Source organism: Paenibacillus sp. BIHB 4019, from assembly GCF_002741035.1.
Taxonomy (GTDB): domain Bacteria; phylum Bacillota; class Bacilli; order Paenibacillales; family Paenibacillaceae; genus Pristimantibacillus.
In genome coordinates this window covers 897,677-919,199 of the sequence record NZ_CP016808.1, presented here as the reverse complement: position 1 = coordinate 919,199, position 21,523 = coordinate 897,677, and the positions used below count along the sequence as shown (strand labels likewise).

The window sequence follows — 21,523 nt, the reverse complement described above, 5'->3', positions numbered from 1 at the left end:
GTTGACTCATGAACACAACACGTCAATTTTTATTCACCTTGTTCGCATGGTTCCTCTTTATGATTGGCGGCTTTATCTTTTTGAAAAATGAGAGTAATCAGCTGGAGCAATTGCCAATCCTTGATTCGACTACACCTTATGTTTCTTCAGCTTTATATAAAGGTACAGGAAACCTGAGCCATATTAGCGGAGACCAGGTCATTGGTATGGTGCCTTTTGCTCTGAATGGGGAGTACACGTTATCGATTGATGGCATTAGAGTGGATGCGGATACGGATATTGAGGAAATCGATCTTCGAGGGGTGTCCGGATTAAGCTATACCTTATCAGTAACGAGAACGAATGGCAAAATTACAGCAGTTCGCGCCAGTCACTGATGGAAAGGAGGGACAAGTGTGGCTGACGCATTAAAGGGAATCGTGGTCGTCATTTTACTTGTATTTGCTTTCATTATATATCCTGCCTATCGTCAGTCTGAAAACGTTGAAGAGGAAATTAAGCAGCGTGCAAATGCAGCGGCCATTGAATTTGTGGACACGGTACGCTCGAAGGGCTATGTGGACTTATACGATTATAAAATATTCCTTTCTTCACTAGACGCATCATATGGCGTATTTGAGGTTCAGCTTGAATATTACAAAAAAAATCTGCAGCCCAACTATACCGACCCAAATGATTTTTCAACGTTTCAGAACAGCTTTAATGTTCGATATGACGGATATTATACAAAAGAAATATTGAATCGGTTATACGGCAACGCCGCTTTGGCCGAAGATGATCCGAATCGCCGCTTTAATATGTTCGTGGGAGATTTATTTAATGTGCGTCTTTCCCTTAAAGGGACGACGCTAGCATCTAATTTTCGTACCTTCTTATTTAAAAGTCAAAATGTTCCCATCAACATCAAGTATGGGGGGATGGTAAGAAATGAGGCCCCTTAGCGTGCTGCTTCTATTTCTTGTGCTTGCTATTCCTCTAGTTGTATTAAATGATGCCAAGCAAGATTTAGAGAGCTTTAACGAGGAAATGCATAGGCGATATACAAACGATTTTCAAGCTGCGGTTGACGATACGGGTGCCTATTTATCCCGTCTGGAATCGCAGCAAACAACAGTATCGGTAAGATATCAGCAGGAAAAGCAATTGGATCTGGATCAAGAGATGATCAATGTTTTTTATGAAAATTTGGCATTAAAATTTGGCATTGAAAATAATGCCGTAGCTATTCAAAACCTGAAGCTGCATATCCCTGCCCTAGTCATGATTCGTTATAACGGATATGTCATGGTGACGCTGGATGACACGGCTAGCTATGAAGGGGGTCAGGAGCTGACTTCGGTTTTCTGGCCTGCACGCTCCTTTCTGTATCAGCTGCGAAATGGCAATACCATTTATTTCACTATGGATAACAATGCGCTTGTCTACGACAAGGGCCAAAATCGTTTTTATCAAGGAGACTATGAGTCTCTTAGTGTGCAGACGAATCTGGCGCCGCTTCTTACCATCGAGCAGTTTAAAGAAATCAGGCAAAGCACGATTACGTCCTTGATCGAACAAGATATGGCGACAGCCATTAACAGGCATATGGAGATTGCCAAGCGTCTAGGGCTTTCTGTACAGTTTACTTTGCCTAAGGGCATTGATCAGCAGTCGATCAAAGACATGGGATTTATGGCATTTATTCAAGGGTATCCTCTGCCAGGTGGGGAGCGCTTGGATGCTTATTCCTTCGCAGGCAGTGCTGTCGTTCAACGGAAGCCATGGGTTGGCACAATTGCTTCAAGCGGCAAGCATAATGCGTATCCTGAGCAATGCGTGCCGTCAACTGGAATAACAGTAATAGAAACGATATACGATACGGAAGAAGCGGTTAGAAAGGGTTATTTTTTGAATGAATGCTGAAACATAAAGGAAATATTTCTATTAAATAAAATAAAAGTGTAGATAAAAAAGTATTTTTGTATTATAATACAAAAGAAGTAAAATAAGTAATTATATGAAAAGGAAGTGTTCATAATGGCAGAGGTTAGACTGAGTTATGATGGTTTGAAAGGTCAAGGCCAAAAGGTACATGGTCAAAAAGAGCAATTTGATGCTCTTCTAGCAAGTGTTATGGGCACGATCAATCAATTGGAATCCGTATGGAGCGATAAAGCAGCTAAAGATTTTATGGATCAGGTTCGCGGCATGGAGCCAACATTCAAAAAGTTTGGTGAAGCTCTTGAAGGACTGTCCAAGCATATGATTAACGTATCGAACAAATACGAAGAGCTTTCCAATAACGTTATCAGCTCTCAAAAATTCTAAATGCTATTTTGAAAAACTAGTATTTAGACAACTCATGCAGATTATATAAAAATAGCTATGCAAATTTTGCATAGCTATTTTTATACTTAATTTGCTATAAGGAGGGGGAAAATGGCTGGCAAGCAGGTTGTGTTTAAACCGGATGAAGTGAAGCGCCTGCAGCAGCAGATTGTGCGAATCGGAGCAGACACAGATGCGCTTCGGCGGCGCGTGAGCGGGAAGATCGCGAGCTGGGATCACCCCTTGCCGGTGCTAGGGAGTCTAGAGCAAATTCAGAGACAACTGACGAGTTTGACGCAGGAAGCGGAGCAGATGACGGAAGTGATCAGCAAAGCGTTGAAGGGCATCGAGCGAGTGCAGGCGGAAGCGGCGCAGGAAGCGAAGCAGCTGGCGAAGGGACTCAGCGGACTAGAGCGTTTTGACCTGTTGAAGCGGGTAGGGACGACAGGCGGTGGCAGCTACACGCCTGTTCCTGTCGCCTTCCGTCCGATGGTAACGAATCTGATTGACCGGATATTGCCGCAGGCCAGCCGGGACCGATGGTCCAGCGATCCGTTGGTGAAGGAACTGCGGCGGGTCGCAGGCTTGCAAGGAGCGACTGCGGCGGAGAAGCTGGATGCGGAAATGAAGCTGGAGGCGATATTTGCCGAGCGGGATCTGATAGCAAAGGCGCAAACGGCGTATGCGGTGTACAAGCAGTTTGGGAATCATCTGCTAATGGCGGAGATGCACAAGCAGGCGGAAATCAGCCGGGAGAAGCTGAAGGCGCTAGGCGTAGCGGAAATTTATTTTGCCCCCAACGTGAATATGACGAGTTATTTCAAGCAGGTGCCGCTGCTGGCATGTGACTATGATCCATCGTTTGCGCTCGAAGGGGATATGACGACGCGGGTGCCGCTTCCAGACAACGAACGTTATTTGTTTATGGTGATGATGGCGCAAACGCCGGGTCCGATGGGTGAACTGGCAAAGGTACAGCTCAAAGAAATTCATCAGCTGCAGCAAACGATTCGGGACGCTGCTGGCGGCTTAGTCGCAAATGTGCAGCAAGGTCAGGTTAAGGGCGGTTTAAAAGACCTGTTGACGATATTGCAAGCGAGCCAAGCTTTAAGTAAATATGGTCCTCAGCCAAAGGAACCTGAGGTGCCAAAGTCAGGTGCTAAGGAAGAAGGGGCTCTGGAGAAGTTCTGGAGACAAACCGTCGAGCAGACAAAGCAGAACCTAGCAGACGGATGGAAGCAAATTCAAGCAGAAGGAAAAGAGGTGATAGATGGGTTCCAGAACAAAGCAGCGCAGTTAGAGAATTTGCTTAGTGAAGGGTTAACAAGCGGTAAGCAAATCGTAATAGAAGGCTATAATCAAGCTGATGCCTGGTTAAATGAAATATATGCCGGTGTGGAGCCAGCGCTAAATCAAGGGAAAAAGGGCTTTTATGATTTCAGCGGGGGATTCGTAGCCGCGGTGGATGATGCCATGTTTTTTGGTCTGGCGCAGTATGTAGTTGAGAGTAATAATGAAGGAAGCGGAATGGCTAAGGATACGGTGGGCTATCAGCTCGGGAAAGTAACGGGCGATACCGTGATGCTAGTGGGCGGTCTCATGGCGATGGCAGGAGGTGTTGGCGGAGAAGTAGGGGGGACGGCTCTATATGCAGCAGGATTTGGACTTGGTGGTTTTGCTGGAGCTCCCATCCAAGTAGCAAGCTGGGGGCTCTTGGTCGGCGGAGGCACTGTAGTTGTTCAAAGCGCAAAAAACATCCCCGGTGACGTCAGCGATTTGTTCTCTAATATATGGAAGTCCGATAATGGATCGAAAGGCAAAGGGGATATTGATGTTCCTAAGATTGATACTGGGGGGACGGGTAAAGGAAGTAAGCCCAATCTATATGATGAAGCAGGAAACTATACTGGAGGAAGAAATCAAAAAGAATTGGAGGATTTAGCAAGAGATCCTTCAAGTGGTGGGAAAATAGAACCTAAAAATGTAAATGAAAGAGATGTTGGATTAGCATTAGAAGCAAGAGGCGATTTAGGAAAAATAATTCGTGATCCCCAAGCAGAAAAGGGAGCAGAGTTTATTGATACCGCTACAGGCTTAAAGTGGGACGTGAAAAGTTTTGAATCATATCCAAGTGGTAGGAATGGAGTTCCTATAACAAATCCCAAAAAGGGCGCCTTTTCTATTAAAAATGGTATGCAAAAAATATATGAAGAGTTTTCTAAAGGAAATAACGTGATTATTGACACAAAAAAAATGGTGCCTGAGCATATTGAACAACTGAAGAAAGCTATTGATGAAGCAGGAATAGCAAATAGAATAGTATGGTATCCTTAAGGAGTGAGAAAATGGAAGAAGATATTCTTAGTATGTTTCATTTGCATAAAAAGTGGGTTGAGACAACTGGTAAAGAAGGAGAAATGTTAAAGTTAGATGAAGCGGACTTAAGAAGTTTTGATTTATCCAATATATTGCTTGAACAAGCATATTTAATAGATTGTACTTTTGATGATCTCAAACTGGAAAATATTGATTTTCACACATCATTATTAGCCTCGTCAACATTTAAAAATGCATATTTGGATAAATGTGATTTTTATAAATCAGATCTCAGATATACAGATTTTTCTAACTGCGTCATTAAAAGTAGTAGATTTAGTAAAGGTGATTGTTGGGAAGCAATATTTAGAAATGCATATTTAGTAGATTGTAATTTGATTAATGTATCGTTTTACTTAACGGATTTTAGTTGGGCAAGACTAGAAAATATAGATATAAGTGTAGCGACATTTGAAGAAACTTTATTAAACGGAGTAACTTTGATAAATATCAAAGGTATAGAAGAAGCTCATATTAAAAGTATTAATATCGGTACGTTGGAGAAACCAGTTTTGTTGAAATCAGATGAAGCAAAAAAATGGATGTTAGAAAAATGTATAGTAAGTGGTTAAGCTGTTTGGCTACCGGTACCGAAATAATAAATAATTCAACCAAAAACATATCTAACATATGTAAATCGAATTGAACTAATATTCCACATTCGAGTGTAACGACTTGATGTGGTTTATTATTGTTCAAAATTAGAAGACAAGCCTTTATGGGCGGTCTTCATCTAAATTGAAATGAATGTTTTTGTAGTAGAGAGTAATAATGAAGGAAGCGGAGTGGGTAAGGATACGGTGGGCTATCAGTTCGGGAAAGTAACGGGCGATACCGTGATGTTAGTGGGCGGCCTCATGGCGATGGCAGGAGGTATTGGGGGAGAGGACTAAGCCTAGTGGCCTCCCTGATTCAAACTCTAGTCCTACGGGGACTAAAACAAAGGTGAATTACAACGATCCAGATCTAGATAACATACGATCTTTAGAACGTGAAAATGAAGCTGCTGACATATTAGCTAAAAACGGATTTAAAATTGAACAAAATCCAAAAGTCGAAAATACTCTAAAAACTCAGATTATAAAATAGAGGGAGAAATTTTTGACTGCTATTCACCAAAACCCAAAACCTCTCCAAGAAATATTGCCTCAAACGTACAAGTGAAGATTTTAGAAGGTCAGACTGAAAAAGTAGTTTTAAATCTATCAGATTGGACAGGGGATATAAATGCTTTAAAAAAACAGCTATCCGATTGGCCAATACCTGGTCTTTAAGAATTAATTGCTATTGATAGTAAAGGTAGTATTTTTCATCTTTTTCCATGAATGAATTATGTTCAACTAGCTGCAGTATAGTTTTGCATATTAAACATTGAGGAGTTGTCTAATGGCTATTGAGTATTCTCTCAAAATTGAGAAAAAAATCAATGAACATCTTCTGATTGAAGAACTGAAAAATATGGGACTAGAAGATATTGAAACAATAAAACTATCTAAAGGTATTGAAATTAATCAGTTTAGAGAGAAATTAGGTTTGGTTCTTTATTAAATGGAGTCGGGAGAATATCCATATAACGCTTATGACACGCAATTCTTAAAAAAAGAATTTGTGTATGAAAGTGTACTAAACTTTCGATTTATAAATAACGAATATAACAATAAAACATATGAGTTTGTGCTATTACTTGTGTTTAATTTGATGAAGAAAAACCATTCTAACGCGTTATTTTTGTCAAACGGCGATAATGAATTGTGCTTTTTCACTAAGGAGCGTATTTATCTAGAAGATAATAATTTTTGGTTAAATTATATATCTTTAGGTATTTTTGATGGTCGTGAGTATTGTAATTTCAATGGGAACTATATTTATTAAAAATGATTAAATAATAGGTATATCGGCGGTTGGCTTAATTGAATATGTATATGATTAATAGAAAAAGACATTTATAGAGTAATTGACTAATGAAGAATATGAAAGTGTAGTACAAAATGCAACACAGTTTTCTGATATGTCACTACCTCTATGGCACTTAGAAATTACAGGCAAATGTCTTTCTGAGTTATCGAACTTTGATTTGATTCGTTGTATAAGGCAGGATGTTTTTACAGATTTAGCGACGTTTAAAATTTTTGAAAGGATTGATGAACAAAAGACAACTTTCTATGCTGATATTGATTCAATGGGGTTAATGGAAAAGTTATCATCTGTTAGTTCGGAAATGCTCTCAGCATATAAGAGTAAATTAGATAGAATGATTGTAAATGTTGAAAAGAACAACTTAATAGATTTAGCAGATGTTTGGATGTTCGATGAACAGAAGGAAGGCTATGTCAATATAATAAAAAATAAGATTCATTTAGGCTCAGCCTAAAAATTAGCGATGATAATTTCAGTCAAATAGAAGGCGATGATTGCCTGCTATGTTTGCATTTGCCTTAATGGCACCAGTGCCGAAAGCTAAGTGCTTGAGCCATTAGAGGCATACATTTGGTAACCGTAAAGTATTTAGTTTTGCAGTGATGAAATTTTTCTATATGGAGTAGCAAATAGAGAGGTTTATGCATAGGTTTGATATGGTGCCTCTATGGGCATGTTTAAATGTTGGCTTGCTCAATACATTAAAATTAACTAGAATAAGAAAATTTCTTGAAAGCTTTGGACAAGAATAGATAACTACTTCTGATAAAAACTATAAGAATGGTTCCCTCATTGCAATAAGGAGAGGAGTGCATGAGCATTGAACAAGGAAAATACGAAAATCTAAAGTATTTCATTGAAAGTTATTTTAACTGGAGTATGGATTATGCTGATCTAGATAAATTAATGGATGAATTCGAAGAGCGTGAATTACCTTTTCAAGTAGATGGATTGTGTCAAGAAATTAAAGAGATTGATGAGCTTCGCAACTGGGAAGAGATCAAAAAAATTATTTATTTACATGGCAGAAGAAATTTAACCATAAAAAAAGTAGAGCAAATGATTGAATTGTTTATGATAAAGCTATCCAACCATTGAAAGATTTTTCAACAACTAGAGCCTACCCCCAAACTTAAGTCAGCTATGGCGCAATAGGGCTTGCTGGAAAAAGATTTTGCGGTATAGGCTCTTTTTTTGATTTTGTATGGGACCATTTCATTAGAGCTCAGAAGGAGAGAATGTAACAATGAATAAATACAAAATAAACATAGCAGCAGGGGTGCTAGTAGCAGGAATGCTTGTATCAAGTGGAGCCGTCCAAGCTAAAGCACAAGAAAGCAGTGAATCAAGCCAGCCAGGTGTAAGGAAAATATATGCAAGTGCGTCTGTAGCTCCTGTTTTTACAGATATAAAGGGGCATTGGGCTGAGGCAACGATTAAGCAGGCAGTAGCAGATGGTTACTTAAAAGGGTATGCAAACGGAACGTTTAAGCCTAATGGACTGATTACACGAGCAGAATTAGCTAGCGTATTGGTGCGTATTACGAACAATAAAAATGACGGCAGCAAGGTTGGATTTTCGGATGTGCCTAGCAGTTACTGGGCAGCGAGTGCCATTAATAGTGCAGTTGGAGCGGGCTTTATTAAATCCGGTGATGCAACGGGCGGGAAATTTAATCCCAATCAAGCGATGACTAGATATGATATGGCGAAGTGGTTCACGCAAGGTCTGGTTCGCAGTGAGGAAAGCTTTGCAACGGCACTAAAAGAAGTTGAGGGTACACTTTTGCCATTTACGGAAACGTATAAAGTTGGGATTAGCGAGACTCAAGTACCGTACATAGCGATAGCACGCGGAACAGGACTGATGAAAGGGAAGCCGGATGACAGCTTTGGGCTAAACGATACGACCACACGTGCGGAAGTGGCTGTAATGATTTATAGATATTTAAAAATAGAGGGAAGCAAAGCTGAGAGTTACAAAGGTTTAAACGAGCTAAGGGAAGTTGGCGTGTATGGGACGAACGCTATCAGCTTGGGTAAAGCGACAGGCGGGATATCGCTAAGTAAGAAGCCAGCTACCATCTATGATGTAATGGGGAAAGATTTGGCGTTGAAATATAACAGAGGCACGATGGTTATGAATCGTTTTATTGTTGTGGATAATTCACAGCCACTAGGCAGTGAGGATCGGAGTATTTTTGCAGACATGTTTATTCGTGTTCAAGGGGATTCTTTTAGTATCTATACGGAAGTTACGGTAACGGCGGCAGTAGAATTTGCCGATCCCACTTCCTATTCAAATTCCTTTGATTGGATAGCAGGATCCAGAATTCATAGTAAGGAAGATTTGTTTGATGTGTATGGTTATACAACTGTACCTAATCGTTTTGGTCCACTACAAACCTATCAAAAGTTCTCCGATTTCCTGCAAGTAGGGAAGCCGATTAAGTTTTGGCAAAGCTCTAGATATCCTGGTTCGGGAATTGATATAAAGGCAGCGGACGGCACATGGGGCATTGTGGAATTCCACAGGTAGGTGAAGCATGAAAACTATAGTTTTAAAAAAAGGCTTGCAGGTTTTATGCGGGATAAGTCTCCTTGTAACTATTGGATGGATGCTGAAGGAGTGGAGTGCCGCTGCCGCAGGAACTCAAATCACGGCTAGCCCAGCAGTTCCAACTGCAGCTCCGCCAACTGTAAATCCGGCTGGCCCTACTCGGAAACAAACGAAGACCTACCCTGTCATCAATATTCAAGACGTCCATCCTAAAGTGGTATGGTATCAATTGGATAATGGTTATTTTAGAGCAGGATCTGAAGAGGCGGGAAGTGCTGGTTATGACCCTTATGTGGATGCAAGGAATATTGGCTCAACCAATAATCCTTATCCTGCTATTACGAGCTTTACAGGTGTAACGGATATGGAGCCCTATGCTCCAACTGTTTTCAAAGATGCTAATAATGTACAACATGCAAAAGATGATTTAGTGAAATGGTATATTTCTACGAATACAAGTGAGCATAGCTTTGTAGATGATGCGACTGATGATGCTTATGAAGGAGAAAGCCTTGCGCCTAATGGAGATTTGAGTAAGAAGCTAGTGTTTAAAGTCAAAACGGGTGGTCCTAGTTATACAACTCAAACCCCTTTTTCGGTGACTACGCCAGGCACACCAACTAAATATACCGTCGAATATGAGTTTAGAGCAAAAATAACATGGCGAGGCGAGGACAAGCAAACGAAAGAAATACGAATTGTAGGGGATGAGATTACCCAGGTCGGTGAAAGTACCTTGCTGCGTGGTGAAGTGTTGACGCAAGGATTTGAGGGCTCAGATACGTGGTATGCAGTCAATCCGCCCTCAGCGGTCTGGAGTTCAGACCGTTCCGCTGTTGTCAGTGTGACCCCAAGCGGAACCATTGAAGCGCATCGTGAGGGTACAGCGAAAATAACGGTGCGCTGGCAAAAGGACGGATATGACCTCATTGCCAGTCGCGTAATTAGAGTGGGCTGCGCTGGAGAAAGCTGCGAGGCTTCCGACATGTGCGTTCCACAGCCGGGCCTAAGCCGTAGCCAAACCTCCATAACGCCGGATGCCCGAGGCGAGATTCGGGCAGATGCGCGAGGAGCAGAGCAATTTGATGTGAGCAAGGGGATTCCGAGCAGTGACGCGCTGTATGCAAATGTATTCGGCAAAGCGTATCTCTTTGACTATACATTTGATCAGGAAATAGGAACCTGTACGTTTAAAATTCCCGTTACCAAAACGTACACGTTAAAGTGGGAAACCGAGGAATCGGATGGTGAAGATGCGGATGGCAACCCGAGAACGAGAACGGTTCCCCATCAGGAAACGGAAACGGTGACGAATATATATGACGTGGAACGGCCGTTTGCCTACTGGGAGATCACGACGTTCGATGCATGGGGACTCAAGCAAGCGACGCTGAACCAATATGCGCTGCCTTATGGGGCAATCACGCTGCTGCCAAGCGGCTACACCGCGCCAGATGTACAAAGGGGCGTGACGGATGAGCATATGGAGAAGCCGCCGTACAGTGCGAAAGTGCTGGCAGGGGAAACGATTGATGGCGGCAGCAGCCGCCCGAGCGTGCCGTCGGAGGACTGGACCGAAGAAGCAGAAGAGCAGGTAGGGCGCATCAAGGTATGGAATGACCGTCTGGATTTCGACGGCTCCGTCATCATGGACGACGTGCAGCAGGACGATGAAACGCCAGAGACAATCGATATCGTGGAAGCCGAGGAGATCGGAGAAGATGTCCTCTATGAGAGCGGCTTGATCATACCCGGTACCCGTGCGAACAGCCGGGATGAGCCGAGTGATGGCATCCTGTCGTACGATAGCTTGCTGACGATCAATGGCGAAGGGGATGTTCAAACGTTCCCGATTGACGGACTCAACACGGTGACCGTCCATACCCCCGTGGTCAACGATTCTGAAGCGCCGGATGAAAACCGCGGCTTTGACCAGAGCGTCATTCCGAATATGGCGCGAACGGTGCTTGTGCTGGGGCGGGAGTTTTCCGTCGACTTTGACGAGACAGCGCCGCATTTGAATCAGCTTGGCTACGGCAACCGGGACTATGCGAGATATACACGAAACAAACGGATTGTATTCCCGTTTGATGTGTACCACGGCAGCACCTTCTATCCCGCACAAACGTGGATCGATTATCCCGTTGGGGCAGCGAAGCAAACGTACCGGATTCCAGTCTGGGTACCAGAAGGGAATTACGATGCGGTGACGCAGGCGTGGGCGATTAATACGCCAGATGGTTCATCGGCCTATCAGACCGATTTCAATGGCGATCTCGCGAACTACGGAGCAAGCCGCACGCTGCTCTTTACGGTGCAAGGCCGCATTTCGGATTTTACCATCACCGATATAGGCGACCTGCGCTATGAATCAGTGTTTCGCACCGCGAAAGGCTCGAAGCAGCATTCGGGCTACGTCTATGAATCCGGTGGACGGACGAAGGACCGGGAAGAGACGGTTCTAGCAAGCCAGCCTTTACGCCTGCTGCCGATTCGACCGGGCTCGCATCCACGGGAAGCGGCCACAGTGCCACATAATGGGTACCCGATCTCATTCTATTTTGAAACCATCGGCAGCTACAGCGGCAAGGACGCGGGCATTCAGATCCAGCCGAGCTTCTGGTTTGTGAGCAAGCAGGGAGGAAGTGCGCAAGAAGTCGACTTGTACTACGACGTATCCGGTCCACGGAACAAGCTGATTAAAGTCGGGTCGGCACGGGATCAGGAGCTGTACAGCCGGACATATCAGCTGGCGGATTTGCTGCGCGGGGTGACGACGACCTCGCTGAGCCAAGCGGCGAGCTATGAATATGATTATCTCTTGTCGCCAGCGAATCGGTTTGGCGCTTCATGGGAGAAGTTCTGGAAGCACTACATTACGCGGAAAACGGTCATTAGTGCAGGTTACGGCTTGGAAGAGCTGCCGTATGCGTCCCGTACGCTAGTGGGACCAAGCGGCCCGCAAGTACCGGCAAGTGTGAATGCGGTGCAAGCGATGCGGAGTGTGCAGCGATGGTATGGGGAGTACAGCCTGCCGATCGCGCCGTATGTGCTGCCGAAGGGCACGACTATTTTAGAGGTCGCGAGGCAAAACGGCGGGGCACTAAATGGCAGCGAAGCGGCGTTTTTGAAAAATGGCTACCTGATGGTTCATTTTGACCTGAGTGCCTACCAGCAGGAGCGCAAGGCGAATCCGGAAATCCGGTATGACGCGCCAATGGCGAATATGTGGGAAATTGAAGGACAGCCGCTGAGCAGTGTGAGTTATAGCGGTCAGACGTATCGCTTTCAATACGGGGATATCGCGATGTTTGAATCAAGCTTCTCGGTGCGCAATGACTTCCAAGGCACGGGGAGATAGAGAGAGTAAACGAGGAGGTGTGAAATGGCAAGTAAGCAAGTGGTATTTAAACCCGATGAAGTGAAGCGCCTGCAGCAGCAGATTGTGCGAATCGGAGCAGACACAGATGCGCTGCGGCGGCGCGTGAGCGGGAAGATCGCGAGCTGGGATCGCCCCTTGCCAGTGCTCGGGAGTCTGGAGCAGATCCAAAGGCAGTTGACGAGTTTGACGCAGGAAGCCGAGCAAATGACGGAAGTGATCAGCAAAGCGTTGAAGGGCATCGAGCGGGTACAGGCGGAAGCGGCGCAGGAAGCGAAGCAGCTGGCGAAGGGACTCAGCGGATTGGAGCGTTTTGACCTGTTGAAGCGGGTAGGGACGACAGGCGGTGGCAGCTACACGCCCGTGCCTGTCGCCTTCCGTCCGATGGTAACGAATCTGATTGACCGGATATTGCCGCAGGCCAGTCGGGACCGCTGGTCCAGCGATCCGTTGGTGAAAGAACTGCGGCGGGTCGCGGGCTTGCAAGGAGCGACTGCGGCGGAGAAGCTGGATGCGGAAATGAAGCTGGAAGCGATATTTGCCGAGCGGGATCTGATAGCAAAGGCGCAAACGGCGTATGCGGTGTACAAGCAGTTTGGGAATCATCTGCTGATGGCGGAGATGCGCAAGCAGGCGGAGATCAGCCGGGAGAAGCTGAAGGCGCTAGGCGTAGCGGAAATTTATTTTGCCCCCAACGTGAATATGACGAGTTATTTCAAGCAGGTGCCGCTGCTGGCATGTGACTATGATCCGTCGTTTGCGCTCGAAGGGGATATGACGACGCGGGTGCCGCTTCCAGACAATGCACGCTATTTGTTTATGGTGATGATGGCGCAAACGCCGGGTCCGATGGGTGAACTGGCAAAGGTACAGCTCAAAGAAATTCATCAGCTGCAGCAAACGATTCGGGACGCTGCTGGCGGATTAGTAACGGATGTACAGCAGGGGAAAGTGAAAAGCGGGCTGCTGCAGCTGCTGACGATTTTGCAGAGCATGCAGGCATTAAGCAAATACGACCCTCCACCAAAGGAAGTCATCGTCGAGGAAAAACCGGGCGTACTGGAGAAGTTTGGACAGGATGCGATGCGGACACTTGAACTGAACTGGACCTTTTTGAAAAACCAAGCGGCAGTGGAGTGGGCTGCAATCAAGCAAACCGGAAATAGCATAGCTGAAGTGGCAACGGATTTATATCATGCTCATGTAGAACGTTCCAATAAGAGCAATGACTCGGTCTATGATTTTTTTAACAACGCGACGATGGGCTTGCTTAGTGTGCCCGAAGCATTCTGGAAGGAGCACGTTGATCGGACGGCGAATAAGAATGAATCGGTGTCTGCATATTTGGATTATTTGAGCTTGGGTCTAACGGGGATGGTACAGGGAGCATTTGCCCCGGAAAATCCGAATTCCAAGGAGCATTTGTTAAATGTGTTGGGTATTCTTAGTCTCATGGCTCCATTCAAGGGGAAGTCAATAGTAGAGCATAAGCCGTCTACTCCGAAGATTCCTGATAGTTCACCTGAGGTGAAGGTTAAAACTGGTGTTGGAGCAACTGGAGAGGGGATTCCAATTGAAAAAGTAAAACCAAAGGTACTTGATGACATTTATCCTGATCCTTCAGGTGCATATGGGTATCTGCCTAAAGAAGGGACGGCTTATTCAAACATTGATTTTAAAGATGTTAATAAAGCCAAAGATAATCAGATAATCAGAAAAGAATATTTAGAGCAAACTAACAAAATAGAGGCTAGAATAGCTGATATGAAAGCTAATGGTTCATCTGCCGAAGAAATAGCTAAAACTGTTGTAGAGATGAGAAATCATGACAAGGTTGCAGCTAGAAAAGCTATGGCAGCAGAAGAAGTAGTTGAACTGGAAAAACGGAATATTAAAAAATACGGTAATCCAATTGGGCCTGATGCAGATTGGTTATTCCAAAACATTAAGATAAAGATGGAAAAAATTAATCCTGAAGTTTCTGATAAAGCAGTGTGGAATGCGGTCATTGAAGGTGCAATGAGGAAAGATGAAGTTATTAATACATTGTTAGGAATCGATCATTAATATTAACTACTAACAATAGTTAACTCAATTTATTGATTTTTAAAATACAAAGGTTAATTCAGTTAATTTTGAAAGGATTGGTTTTATGAGTAATGAAATCATATTACGAAATTATTCGGAGTACAAAAAATATACAATTTGGAGTGGGAGTGACTATAGGATTGTAGATAAAGAAGCAGTTGATAGACAAGAACAGGGGATTTCAGGATTTGCGGAAAATGAAGCTCTGGTAGGTGTTTTTGTGAAAAAAGATGATGCATTTTTTTTGATAGATAATAAAGAATATAAAATTTGTAAAAGTAATTTCGAATGTTCAAATATCTATATTGATAAAAAAACGAGGAAGTTTCAGTTTATAAACCAAAACGATTTGATTTGTGAAATTATATATGAACCATATATTGATCCAGGAATGGTGATGTATGATTCTGATCCCGAGGAGTTTGATTTTTTGCTTTTTATAAGTAACAATATTTTGCAAAGTAAAGAGGCTCTTGCTAATTTTGTTGTTGCAAGAAATAAATGAAGATTATTTTTCTAGAAATAGATTTATTAATATAAAGCTTGGCCATACGTGACAGTATGGTCATTTAGCGATGTTTGAATCGAGCTTCTCGGTGCGCAATGATTTTCAAGGCACGGGGAGATAGAGAGAATAAACGAGGAGGTGTGAAATGGCAAGTAAGCAGGTTGTATTTAAACCCGATGAAGTGAAGCGCCTGCAGCAGCAGATTGTGCGAATCGGAGCAGACACAGATGCGCTTCGGCGGCGCGTGAGCGGGAAGATCGCGAGCTGGGATCGCCCCTTGCCAGTACTCGGGAGTCTGGAGCAGATCCAAAGGCAACTGACGAGTTTAACGCAGGAAGCGGAGCAGATGACAGAAGTGATCAGCAAAGCGCTGAAGGGCATCGAGCGAGTGCAGGCGGAAGCGGCGCAGGAAGCGAAGCAGCTGGCGAAGGGACTCAGCGGACTGGAGCGTTTTGACCTGTTGAAGCGGGTAGGGACGACAGGCGGTGGCAGCTACACGCCCGTGCCTGTCGCTTTCCGTCCGATGGTGACGAATCTAATCGACCGGATATTGCCGCAGGCCAGTCGGGACCGCTGGTCCAGCGATCCGTTGGTGAAGGAACTGCGGCGGGTCGCAGGCTTGCAAGGAGCGACTGCGGCGGAGAAGCTGGATGCGGAAATGAAGCTGGAAGCGATATTTGCCGAGCGGGATCTGATAGCAAAGGCGCAAACGGCGTATGCGGTGTACAAGCAGTTTGGGAATCATTTGCTAATGGCGGAGATGCACAAGCAGGCGGAAATCAGCCGGGAGAAGCTGAAGGCGCTAGGCGTAGCGGAAATTTATTTTGCCCCCAACGTGAATATGACGAGTTATTTCAAGCAGGTGCCGCTGCTGGCATGTGACTATGATCCGTCGTTTGCGCTGGAAGGGGACATGACAACGCGGGTGCCGCTGCCAGACAATGCACGTTATTTATTTATGGTGATGATGGCGCAAACGCCGGGTCCGATGGGTGAACTGGCAAAGGTGCAGCTCAAGGAAATTCATGCGCTGCAGCAAACGCTTAAAAATGCCGCCATCGGCCTTGTAAATGATGCGCAGCAGGGGCAAGTGAAAAGCGGTATGACAAATTTGCTCACGGTTTTACAGAGCATGCAGGCATTAAGCCGATATGACACGCCGCTCAAGAAGCCGGAAGTAGAGGAAACAAAGGGAGTAACGGAGAAGTATGGTAAGGATTTGCTTCGTACGTATGAAATAGCATGGGAGAAGCTAAAGGCTCAGGGTACGGTGGAATGGGAATCCATTAAGAAGATGGGAAGTAGTATTGCCGAAATTGGGCAAGATTTGTATAATGCTCATGTTGAACGTGCCAACAAGAGTAACGACTCCGTTTATGACTTTTTTAATAACGCGACGATGGGCTTGATCAGTGTACCTGGAGCGTTTTGGAAGGAACATGAAGATCGAACGGCGAATCGGAATGAGTCAGTGTCTGCTTATGCGGATTATTTAAGTCTAGGTATATGGGGAACGGTTAAAGGGGCATTTGCACCGGAAGATCCAAGCTCGAAAGAGCATTTGCTAGATGTGTTGGGTGTTGCTGGTCTAGTGACCCCATTCAAGGTGAAGCCAGAAGTAGGGCTTAAGCTAAATACTCCGAAGATTCCTGAGGCTGCACCTGCTGGGGGACAAAAAGGTCTAGGGATTAATTTGAACCCTCAGGTTGTAACACCTGAAGGAATACGATGGATAGATGACTTTTCAAAAGGGAATTCGTCCATAGATGTCCCAAAAACAGAAGTTCAGAAGCGCTATCTGGAAGAGATGGATAGACTCAAGAAAGAGGCTGAGGGAAAAGGGAGTACTGTTCATAGGACTGAAATAGATGAAGTAATACGAAGTGATTACGACAAGCAAGGGAACTTGATAAATAGATCGGTTGTTCCTAAAGGCTATGATAGCATTGAGGACTTTCTGAAGGTTGTAGATAATACTACAATTAAAAAATACGGCTATGATAGTATTGAAGAATTTAAAGAGGTAGTAGGACTAGTTGATAATTATTTAAATGATTCGCCTAGCAATAATATTCTGAACAAATCATTAGCAGGAGGTACGCACGTGAAGGGTGTTGATTATGACGTTCTTGGATTTCCTATATTCAAGGGAGATTCCGTGAAATTTCAAATGAAATTAGACAAGGATATGTTCGTGTTATCGGATGAAAAGCAATTTAAAGCATGTACAAATGCTTTAAAAGAGGCCATAGAGAATGGCAGCGTCTCGAAAGAACTGTTTACTGCTAAACAACTTCAAGATATATATAACGGTGAGGCTAGAATAAAAGGATTAACCTGGCACCACCATCAGGTTCCTGGTAAAATGCAATTAGTAGTATCGACTACGCATAAAGTAAATCATTTAGGTGGAAATTCGTTGTGGGGAGATGGGATTAGATGAGCAATATTAAATGGAGATCGCCAGATGAACCAGTAACAAAAGAAGCAGTGGAAGCAGCGGCTCAGCAATTAGGAGTGGAATTTCCTGTTGATTATATAGAATGTGTTTTGGAAAATAACGGGGCGCGTGTTAGCCCGGAATTGTTTGAAGTAGCGGGAAAGGAAAAAGTGTTCGGAAACTTAATAACCTATGATCAAGATGATGATGAATTTATCGTCAATGTGTTCCATGATTATGTGGATACACTTCCTGAGAAGGTAATTCCTTTTGCCTTTGATCCCGGTGGGAATTTAATCTGTTTCGATTACCAAAAAAATAATGAAAACCCATCGGTTGTATTTTGGAATCATGAAGGTGCCGCAGAAAAGGCTGTTTTAATAAATAATGAAGGTATGAGTGAGGAACAGGCGGAGGAGACAGCAAGAAGGAACATTTTCTATATTGCCGAGTCCTTCACAGCATTTTTGGGAAAATTACGCGAAAGTCAAGATTAAACGTACCAGAAGGGTACTAGCATCTAAATAAGCGATCTAATGAATAGTGACCCACATGAAGGACTCCTAGAAAAAGGCTCCTCATGTGGGTCTTTTGAATTTGATAAAACCAATTAAAAAATCTTATCCAGCAGCCTGTTTTTGCCGATTGGAGAGACGGACATGCCGTAATAGTCTTCGTTTTTCAGCAGGTGTTGCACGTCCATTTCTAGACGCAGCTCTAAACTTATTCTGTGAGGTTAATGTCAGCTATAGCTCGTACCGTCCGTCATACTCCATCGATCTAGCCGTATTTCTAGCGGCCTGTGGGCCTAAAATCCGACCCACCATATGCAGCGACATCTCGATGCCTGCGGAAATGCCAGCCGAGGTAATGACATTCCCCTCATCTACATACTTTACATTTTCGACGATTGTCGTCTGAGGGAACTGCGTCCGCATGCGTTCGATGCTTGCCCAGTGTGTCGTCGCCCGCTTGCCGTTCAGTAAGCCGATTTCTGCAAGCAGAAACGCTCCCGTACAGACAGAAGTCATCCACTTCACCTGTTCGCTCTGCTGTTTAATCCACGCAAGCAGCACTTTATTATGAATCTCGTGGCGTGTGCCCATGCCGCCAGGAATAACGAGGACATCAAATACAGGAGCATCAGCGAAGCTGTAATCGGGGGTCACCTTAAGGCCATTCTTCGCCGTCACAAGCGCCCCATTTTCAGAAATTGTCGATACTTGGAACGGGTGATAGGCATCCTCCTGTCCCCAGTTCAGCGTTGTTACTGCAAAAACCTCAAAAGGGCCGGCAAAATCAAGCACCTCCACCTCATTAAACAAAAGAATGCCCACTTTGTAATTTTCCATTGCTGTATTTCCTCCGCTTCTTCCTATATTATTGCAGCAGCTCATCTGGAACATTAATCACTCTAAATTCATTTCCGCTTGGTTGTGCGTCGGTCGTGTAAACGATTTGATTTTGCATAGGCGACCATGACATATCGGAAGCGTTGTCTGGCAATGGCAGCATGACGGGATCGAGCGTTTCTGGCGCGGTAGAGCTCTCGGATAGATCAAGTTTGCGAATGACTTGTTTTGAAGTTCCAAGATAGGCAATTTGATGATAGATGGAGAGGGCATTAGACCAAGCGATATTTTTGTGCAAAACCACTTTTTTACGAGAATCAAGCGTGACTGCCCCAAGCTCTCCTTGGAGGTTATTTGAATCTGTTACTGTGTTATTCTGCGATCTCTAGGAAACTCCTCTAGACAAATAGGCTTAGCACTGCGAATATTTCTCCCATAAATCCACTTCTCTTATAGCTGTCTGTGCGTAATCCCGAGTAAATTCCTGTCATATTATGATATTTTACCTGCCAAAAACGAACTTTAATAAAAGCTACTCTTTTTAACGTTCGTATTTTGTTGACAGCCCCGTGGGGATTAGATAAACTGGAAGAGGTCAGAAGCGGAGCAATCCGTTCATTATAGTGTTGGTCTCGTATAATCTCGGGGATTGGCCCGAAAGTTTCTACCCGAAAACCACAATTTTCGGACTACGAGCAAGCTTGAAGCGACCTACTTCAGGCATAAAGAGCGCCATGCGGTTCCCGGAAGACGGGAGGCTGCGCTGTGCGCTTGGCTCGGGTCCCGCAGCATACGTATGATTAATACTCTTACGGTAGCTGTCGGGATTTTTCTGTTGGAATCGGGCAGTTTAGAGAATAAGGAAAGTTTCGGTTACGGTTTTATATGGTTTTCATATTATATAGATGAAAGAAGGTTTGAACGCATGTCTGCGAAGGTAGGCGTCATCATGGGCAGCAAGTCGGATTGGGATACAATGAAACTGGCTTGCGATGTGCTGGAAGAGCTTCAAATTCCTTATGAGAAAAAGGTTGTATCGGCGCACAGAACGCCCGATTTAATGTTTGAATATGCGGAAACGGCAGCGGAGCGCGGACTTAAGGTCATTATCGCGGGGGCTGGCGGAGCTGCACATCTTCCCGGCATGGTCGCCGCCAAAACGGTGCTGCCGGTTATTGGCGTTCCTGTCAAATCGTCGAATCTCAGCGGCCTAGACTCGCTGCTGTCCATCGTGCAAATGCCTGGCGGCATTCCGGTTGCGACTGTCGCGATCGGCAATGCAGGCGGCACGAATGCCGGACTGCTGGCTGCTCAGATGCTCGGGGCATTCGATCCGGACATTCAGGCACGCGTGATCGCACGGCGCGAGCGCGTTAAGCAGGAAGTGCTGGAAAGCAGTGAGACGCTATGATGGCTGAGGCAGACAAGCAGCGGCCGGATAACATCCGCACGCTGCTGCCAGGCAGCACAATCGGCGTACTCGGCGGCGGGCAATTGGGCCGGATGATGGCGCTCGCAGGCAGCGCAATGGGCTACAGATTCGTCGCGCTTGATCCTGCGGTGGATTCGCCTTGCGGACAAGTCGCGGACCAAGTAGTCGGCGCTTATGACAATCATGAGGCAGCGCGCGAGCTGGCGCAGCGTTCGGATGTCATTACGTATGAATTTGAAAATGTGAATGCGGAAGTTGCCGCAATGCTGATGAAGGAGTCTTATGTGCCGCAAGGCAGCAAGCTGCTTTATACGACGCAGCATCGGCTGCGGGAGAAGCGGGCGATTGAGGCGGCGGGCGTAAAGGTTGCCCCTTACAGCGAAATTCGCAGCAGCGAGGAGCTTCATATAGAAGCTGAACGTTTAGGCTTGCCATGTGTATTAAAAACAGCGACGGGCGGCTATGACGGCAAAGGGCAATGGGTCATCCGCTCCGCCGAAGAGATCGACGAGGCGTACGAAACGCTTAGCCGAGCTGGAACCGAGCTGGTACTGGAGAAATTCATCTCCTTTGAAAAAGAGCTGTCGGTCATTGCAGCGCGCAGCCCGCAGGGCGAGGTTACAGCATTCCCTGCGTCGGAAAACATCCATATCGATAACATTCTGCATCTGTCGATTGTACCGGCACGGATCGATGAGGGCATTCAGCGCAGAGCGGAGCAGCTGGCGATGCAAATCGCCGAAGGGCTGGGCGCTGTCGGATTAATCGCCGTTGAGCTGTTTTTGACGGCTGACGGTGAGCTGTATGTGAATGAGCTGGCGCCAAGGCCGCATAACAGCGGACATTACACGATGGAAGCGGCACATACGTCGCAGTTTGAGCAGCATGTGCGGGCGGTATGCAATTTGCCGCTTGGCCGTACGGAGCTGCTGACGCCAGTCGTAATGGTGAATGTGCTCGGCCAGCATGTAGAGCCGGTCATTCAGCGTTTTGGCACTCGGGATGAAGCGGCAGAGCGCCTTGGTGTAACGCCGAAGCTGCATCTGTACGGCAAGAAGGACGCCGTTCACAAAAGAAAAATGGGCCACATTAACGTGCTTGCTCCTGATGTGGAAGCAGCGCTGCAATGGATAGATGAAACAACAATTTGGAAGGTGGAGTAGC

Annotated in this window: 19 protein-coding genes, 1 pseudogene and 1 riboswitch; of the genes and pseudogenes, 18 read left to right on the top strand and 2 right to left on the bottom strand. The window is 45.2% G+C overall.

Annotation, left to right across the window (positions count from 1 at the left end; translation table 11 throughout):
* Nucleotides 1-8: 8 nt before the first annotated feature.
* From BBD42_RS03990 to BBD42_RS03915, 16 genes and pseudogenes are all read left to right on the top strand, one after another.
* Nucleotides 9-377, top strand: a complete 369-nt coding sequence (locus BBD42_RS03990) for a hypothetical protein (RefSeq protein WP_099517095.1) — start codon at nucleotides 9-11, stop codon at nucleotides 375-377.
* Between the two features lie 18 nt (nucleotides 378-395).
* The gene (locus BBD42_RS03985; protein ID WP_099517094.1) at nucleotides 396-941 is read left to right on the top strand and encodes a hypothetical protein; all 546 of its coding nucleotides are present in this window, start codon (nucleotides 396-398) and stop codon (nucleotides 939-941) included.
* Nucleotides 928-1,902, top strand: coding sequence for a hypothetical protein (locus BBD42_RS03980; protein ID WP_150131506.1), 975 nt, complete (start codon nucleotides 928-930; stop codon nucleotides 1,900-1,902). The genes BBD42_RS03985 and BBD42_RS03980 overlap by 14 nt, the downstream gene beginning before the upstream one ends.
* Before the next feature lie 114 nt (nucleotides 1,903-2,016).
* Nucleotides 2,017-2,307, top strand: a complete 291-nt coding sequence (locus BBD42_RS03975; RefSeq protein ID WP_099517092.1) for a WXG100 family type VII secretion target — start codon at nucleotides 2,017-2,019, stop codon at nucleotides 2,305-2,307.
* A gap of 111 nt (nucleotides 2,308-2,418) precedes the next feature.
* Entirely contained in the window at nucleotides 2,419-4,641 is a 2,223-nt protein-coding gene (locus BBD42_RS03970) for a hypothetical protein (protein WP_099517091.1), read from the top strand.
* Between the two features lie 11 nt (nucleotides 4,642-4,652).
* Nucleotides 4,653-5,255 carry a pentapeptide repeat-containing protein gene (locus BBD42_RS03965; RefSeq protein ID WP_099517090.1) on the top strand — a complete coding sequence of 201 codons (603 nt, stop codon included), beginning with the start codon at nucleotides 4,653-4,655 and terminating at the stop codon, nucleotides 5,253-5,255.
* Nucleotides 5,256-5,762: 507 nt separating this feature from the next.
* Nucleotides 5,763-5,957: pseudogene (locus tag BBD42_RS32785) on the top strand (CdiA C-terminal domain-containing protein); the annotation flags it as partial.
* Between the two features lie 112 nt (nucleotides 5,958-6,069).
* Nucleotides 6,070-6,231 (top strand): hypothetical protein, encoded by a 162-nt coding sequence (locus BBD42_RS31690; RefSeq protein WP_172455380.1) that lies wholly within the window; start codon nucleotides 6,070-6,072, stop codon nucleotides 6,229-6,231.
* Nucleotides 6,232-6,637: 406 nt separating this feature from the next.
* Nucleotides 6,638-7,054 (top strand): hypothetical protein, encoded by a 417-nt coding sequence (locus BBD42_RS03950; protein WP_099517088.1) that lies wholly within the window; start codon nucleotides 6,638-6,640, stop codon nucleotides 7,052-7,054.
* Between the two features lie 359 nt (nucleotides 7,055-7,413).
* Nucleotides 7,414-7,698 (top strand): hypothetical protein, encoded by a 285-nt coding sequence (locus BBD42_RS03945; RefSeq protein WP_099517087.1) that lies wholly within the window; start codon nucleotides 7,414-7,416, stop codon nucleotides 7,696-7,698.
* A gap of 148 nt (nucleotides 7,699-7,846) precedes the next feature.
* Nucleotides 7,847-9,139: an S-layer homology domain-containing protein gene (locus BBD42_RS03940; RefSeq protein WP_099517086.1), complete on the top strand. Its 1,293-nt coding sequence runs from the start codon at nucleotides 7,847-7,849 to the stop codon at nucleotides 9,137-9,139.
* Nucleotides 9,140-9,146: 7 nt separating this feature from the next.
* The gene (locus tag BBD42_RS03935; protein WP_099517085.1) at nucleotides 9,147-12,521 is read left to right on the top strand and encodes a DUF5704 domain-containing protein; all 3,375 of its coding nucleotides are present in this window, start codon (nucleotides 9,147-9,149) and stop codon (nucleotides 12,519-12,521) included.
* Nucleotides 12,522-12,545: 24 nt separating this feature from the next.
* Nucleotides 12,546-14,606 carry a hypothetical protein gene (locus BBD42_RS32135; protein WP_237163363.1) on the top strand — a complete coding sequence of 687 codons (2,061 nt, stop codon included), beginning with the start codon at nucleotides 12,546-12,548 and terminating at the stop codon, nucleotides 14,604-14,606.
* A gap of 85 nt (nucleotides 14,607-14,691) precedes the next feature.
* Nucleotides 14,692-15,132 carry a hypothetical protein gene (locus tag BBD42_RS03925; protein WP_099517084.1) on the top strand — a complete coding sequence of 147 codons (441 nt, stop codon included), beginning with the start codon at nucleotides 14,692-14,694 and terminating at the stop codon, nucleotides 15,130-15,132.
* 148 nt (nucleotides 15,133-15,280) lie between these two features.
* A complete protein-coding gene (locus BBD42_RS32130; RefSeq protein ID WP_237163362.1) occupies nucleotides 15,281-17,578 on the top strand; it encodes an HNH endonuclease in 2,298 nt (765 codons plus the stop codon).
* The gene (locus BBD42_RS03915; protein ID WP_099517083.1) at nucleotides 17,575-18,072 is read left to right on the top strand and encodes an SMI1/KNR4 family protein; all 498 of its coding nucleotides are present in this window, start codon (nucleotides 17,575-17,577) and stop codon (nucleotides 18,070-18,072) included. Before BBD42_RS32130 ends, BBD42_RS03915 begins: the two co-directional genes overlap by 4 nt.
* A gap of 249 nt (nucleotides 18,073-18,321) precedes the next feature.
* Here the strand turns inward: BBD42_RS03915 and BBD42_RS03910 are convergent, their stop codons facing one another.
* Together BBD42_RS03910 and BBD42_RS03905 are read right to left on the bottom strand one after the other, a co-directional pair.
* On the bottom strand, nucleotides 18,322-18,927 hold the full coding sequence (locus tag BBD42_RS03910) for a DJ-1/PfpI family protein (protein ID WP_099517082.1): 606 nt from the start codon (nucleotides 18,925-18,927) through the stop codon (nucleotides 18,322-18,324).
* Between the two features lie 28 nt (nucleotides 18,928-18,955).
* Nucleotides 18,956-19,225, bottom strand: a complete 270-nt coding sequence (locus BBD42_RS03905; RefSeq protein WP_150131505.1) for a hypothetical protein — start codon at nucleotides 19,223-19,225, stop codon at nucleotides 18,956-18,958.
* Nucleotides 19,226-19,539: 314 nt separating this feature from the next.
* A riboswitch (purine riboswitch) is annotated at nucleotides 19,540-19,639 on the top strand.
* Nucleotides 19,640-19,852: 213 nt separating this feature from the next.
* Between BBD42_RS03905 and purE the strand changes: the two genes are divergently transcribed.
* Both purE and purK read left to right on the top strand, forming a co-directional pair.
* Nucleotides 19,853-20,338, top strand: a complete 486-nt coding sequence (gene purE, locus BBD42_RS03900) for a 5-(carboxyamino)imidazole ribonucleotide mutase (RefSeq protein ID WP_046231578.1) — start codon at nucleotides 19,853-19,855, stop codon at nucleotides 20,336-20,338.
* The gene (purK, locus tag BBD42_RS03895) at nucleotides 20,338-21,522 is read left to right on the top strand and encodes a 5-(carboxyamino)imidazole ribonucleotide synthase (protein ID WP_099521438.1); all 1,185 of its coding nucleotides are present in this window, start codon (nucleotides 20,338-20,340) and stop codon (nucleotides 21,520-21,522) included. Before purE ends, purK begins: the two co-directional genes overlap by 1 nt.
* Nucleotide 21,523: the final 1 nt, after the last annotated feature.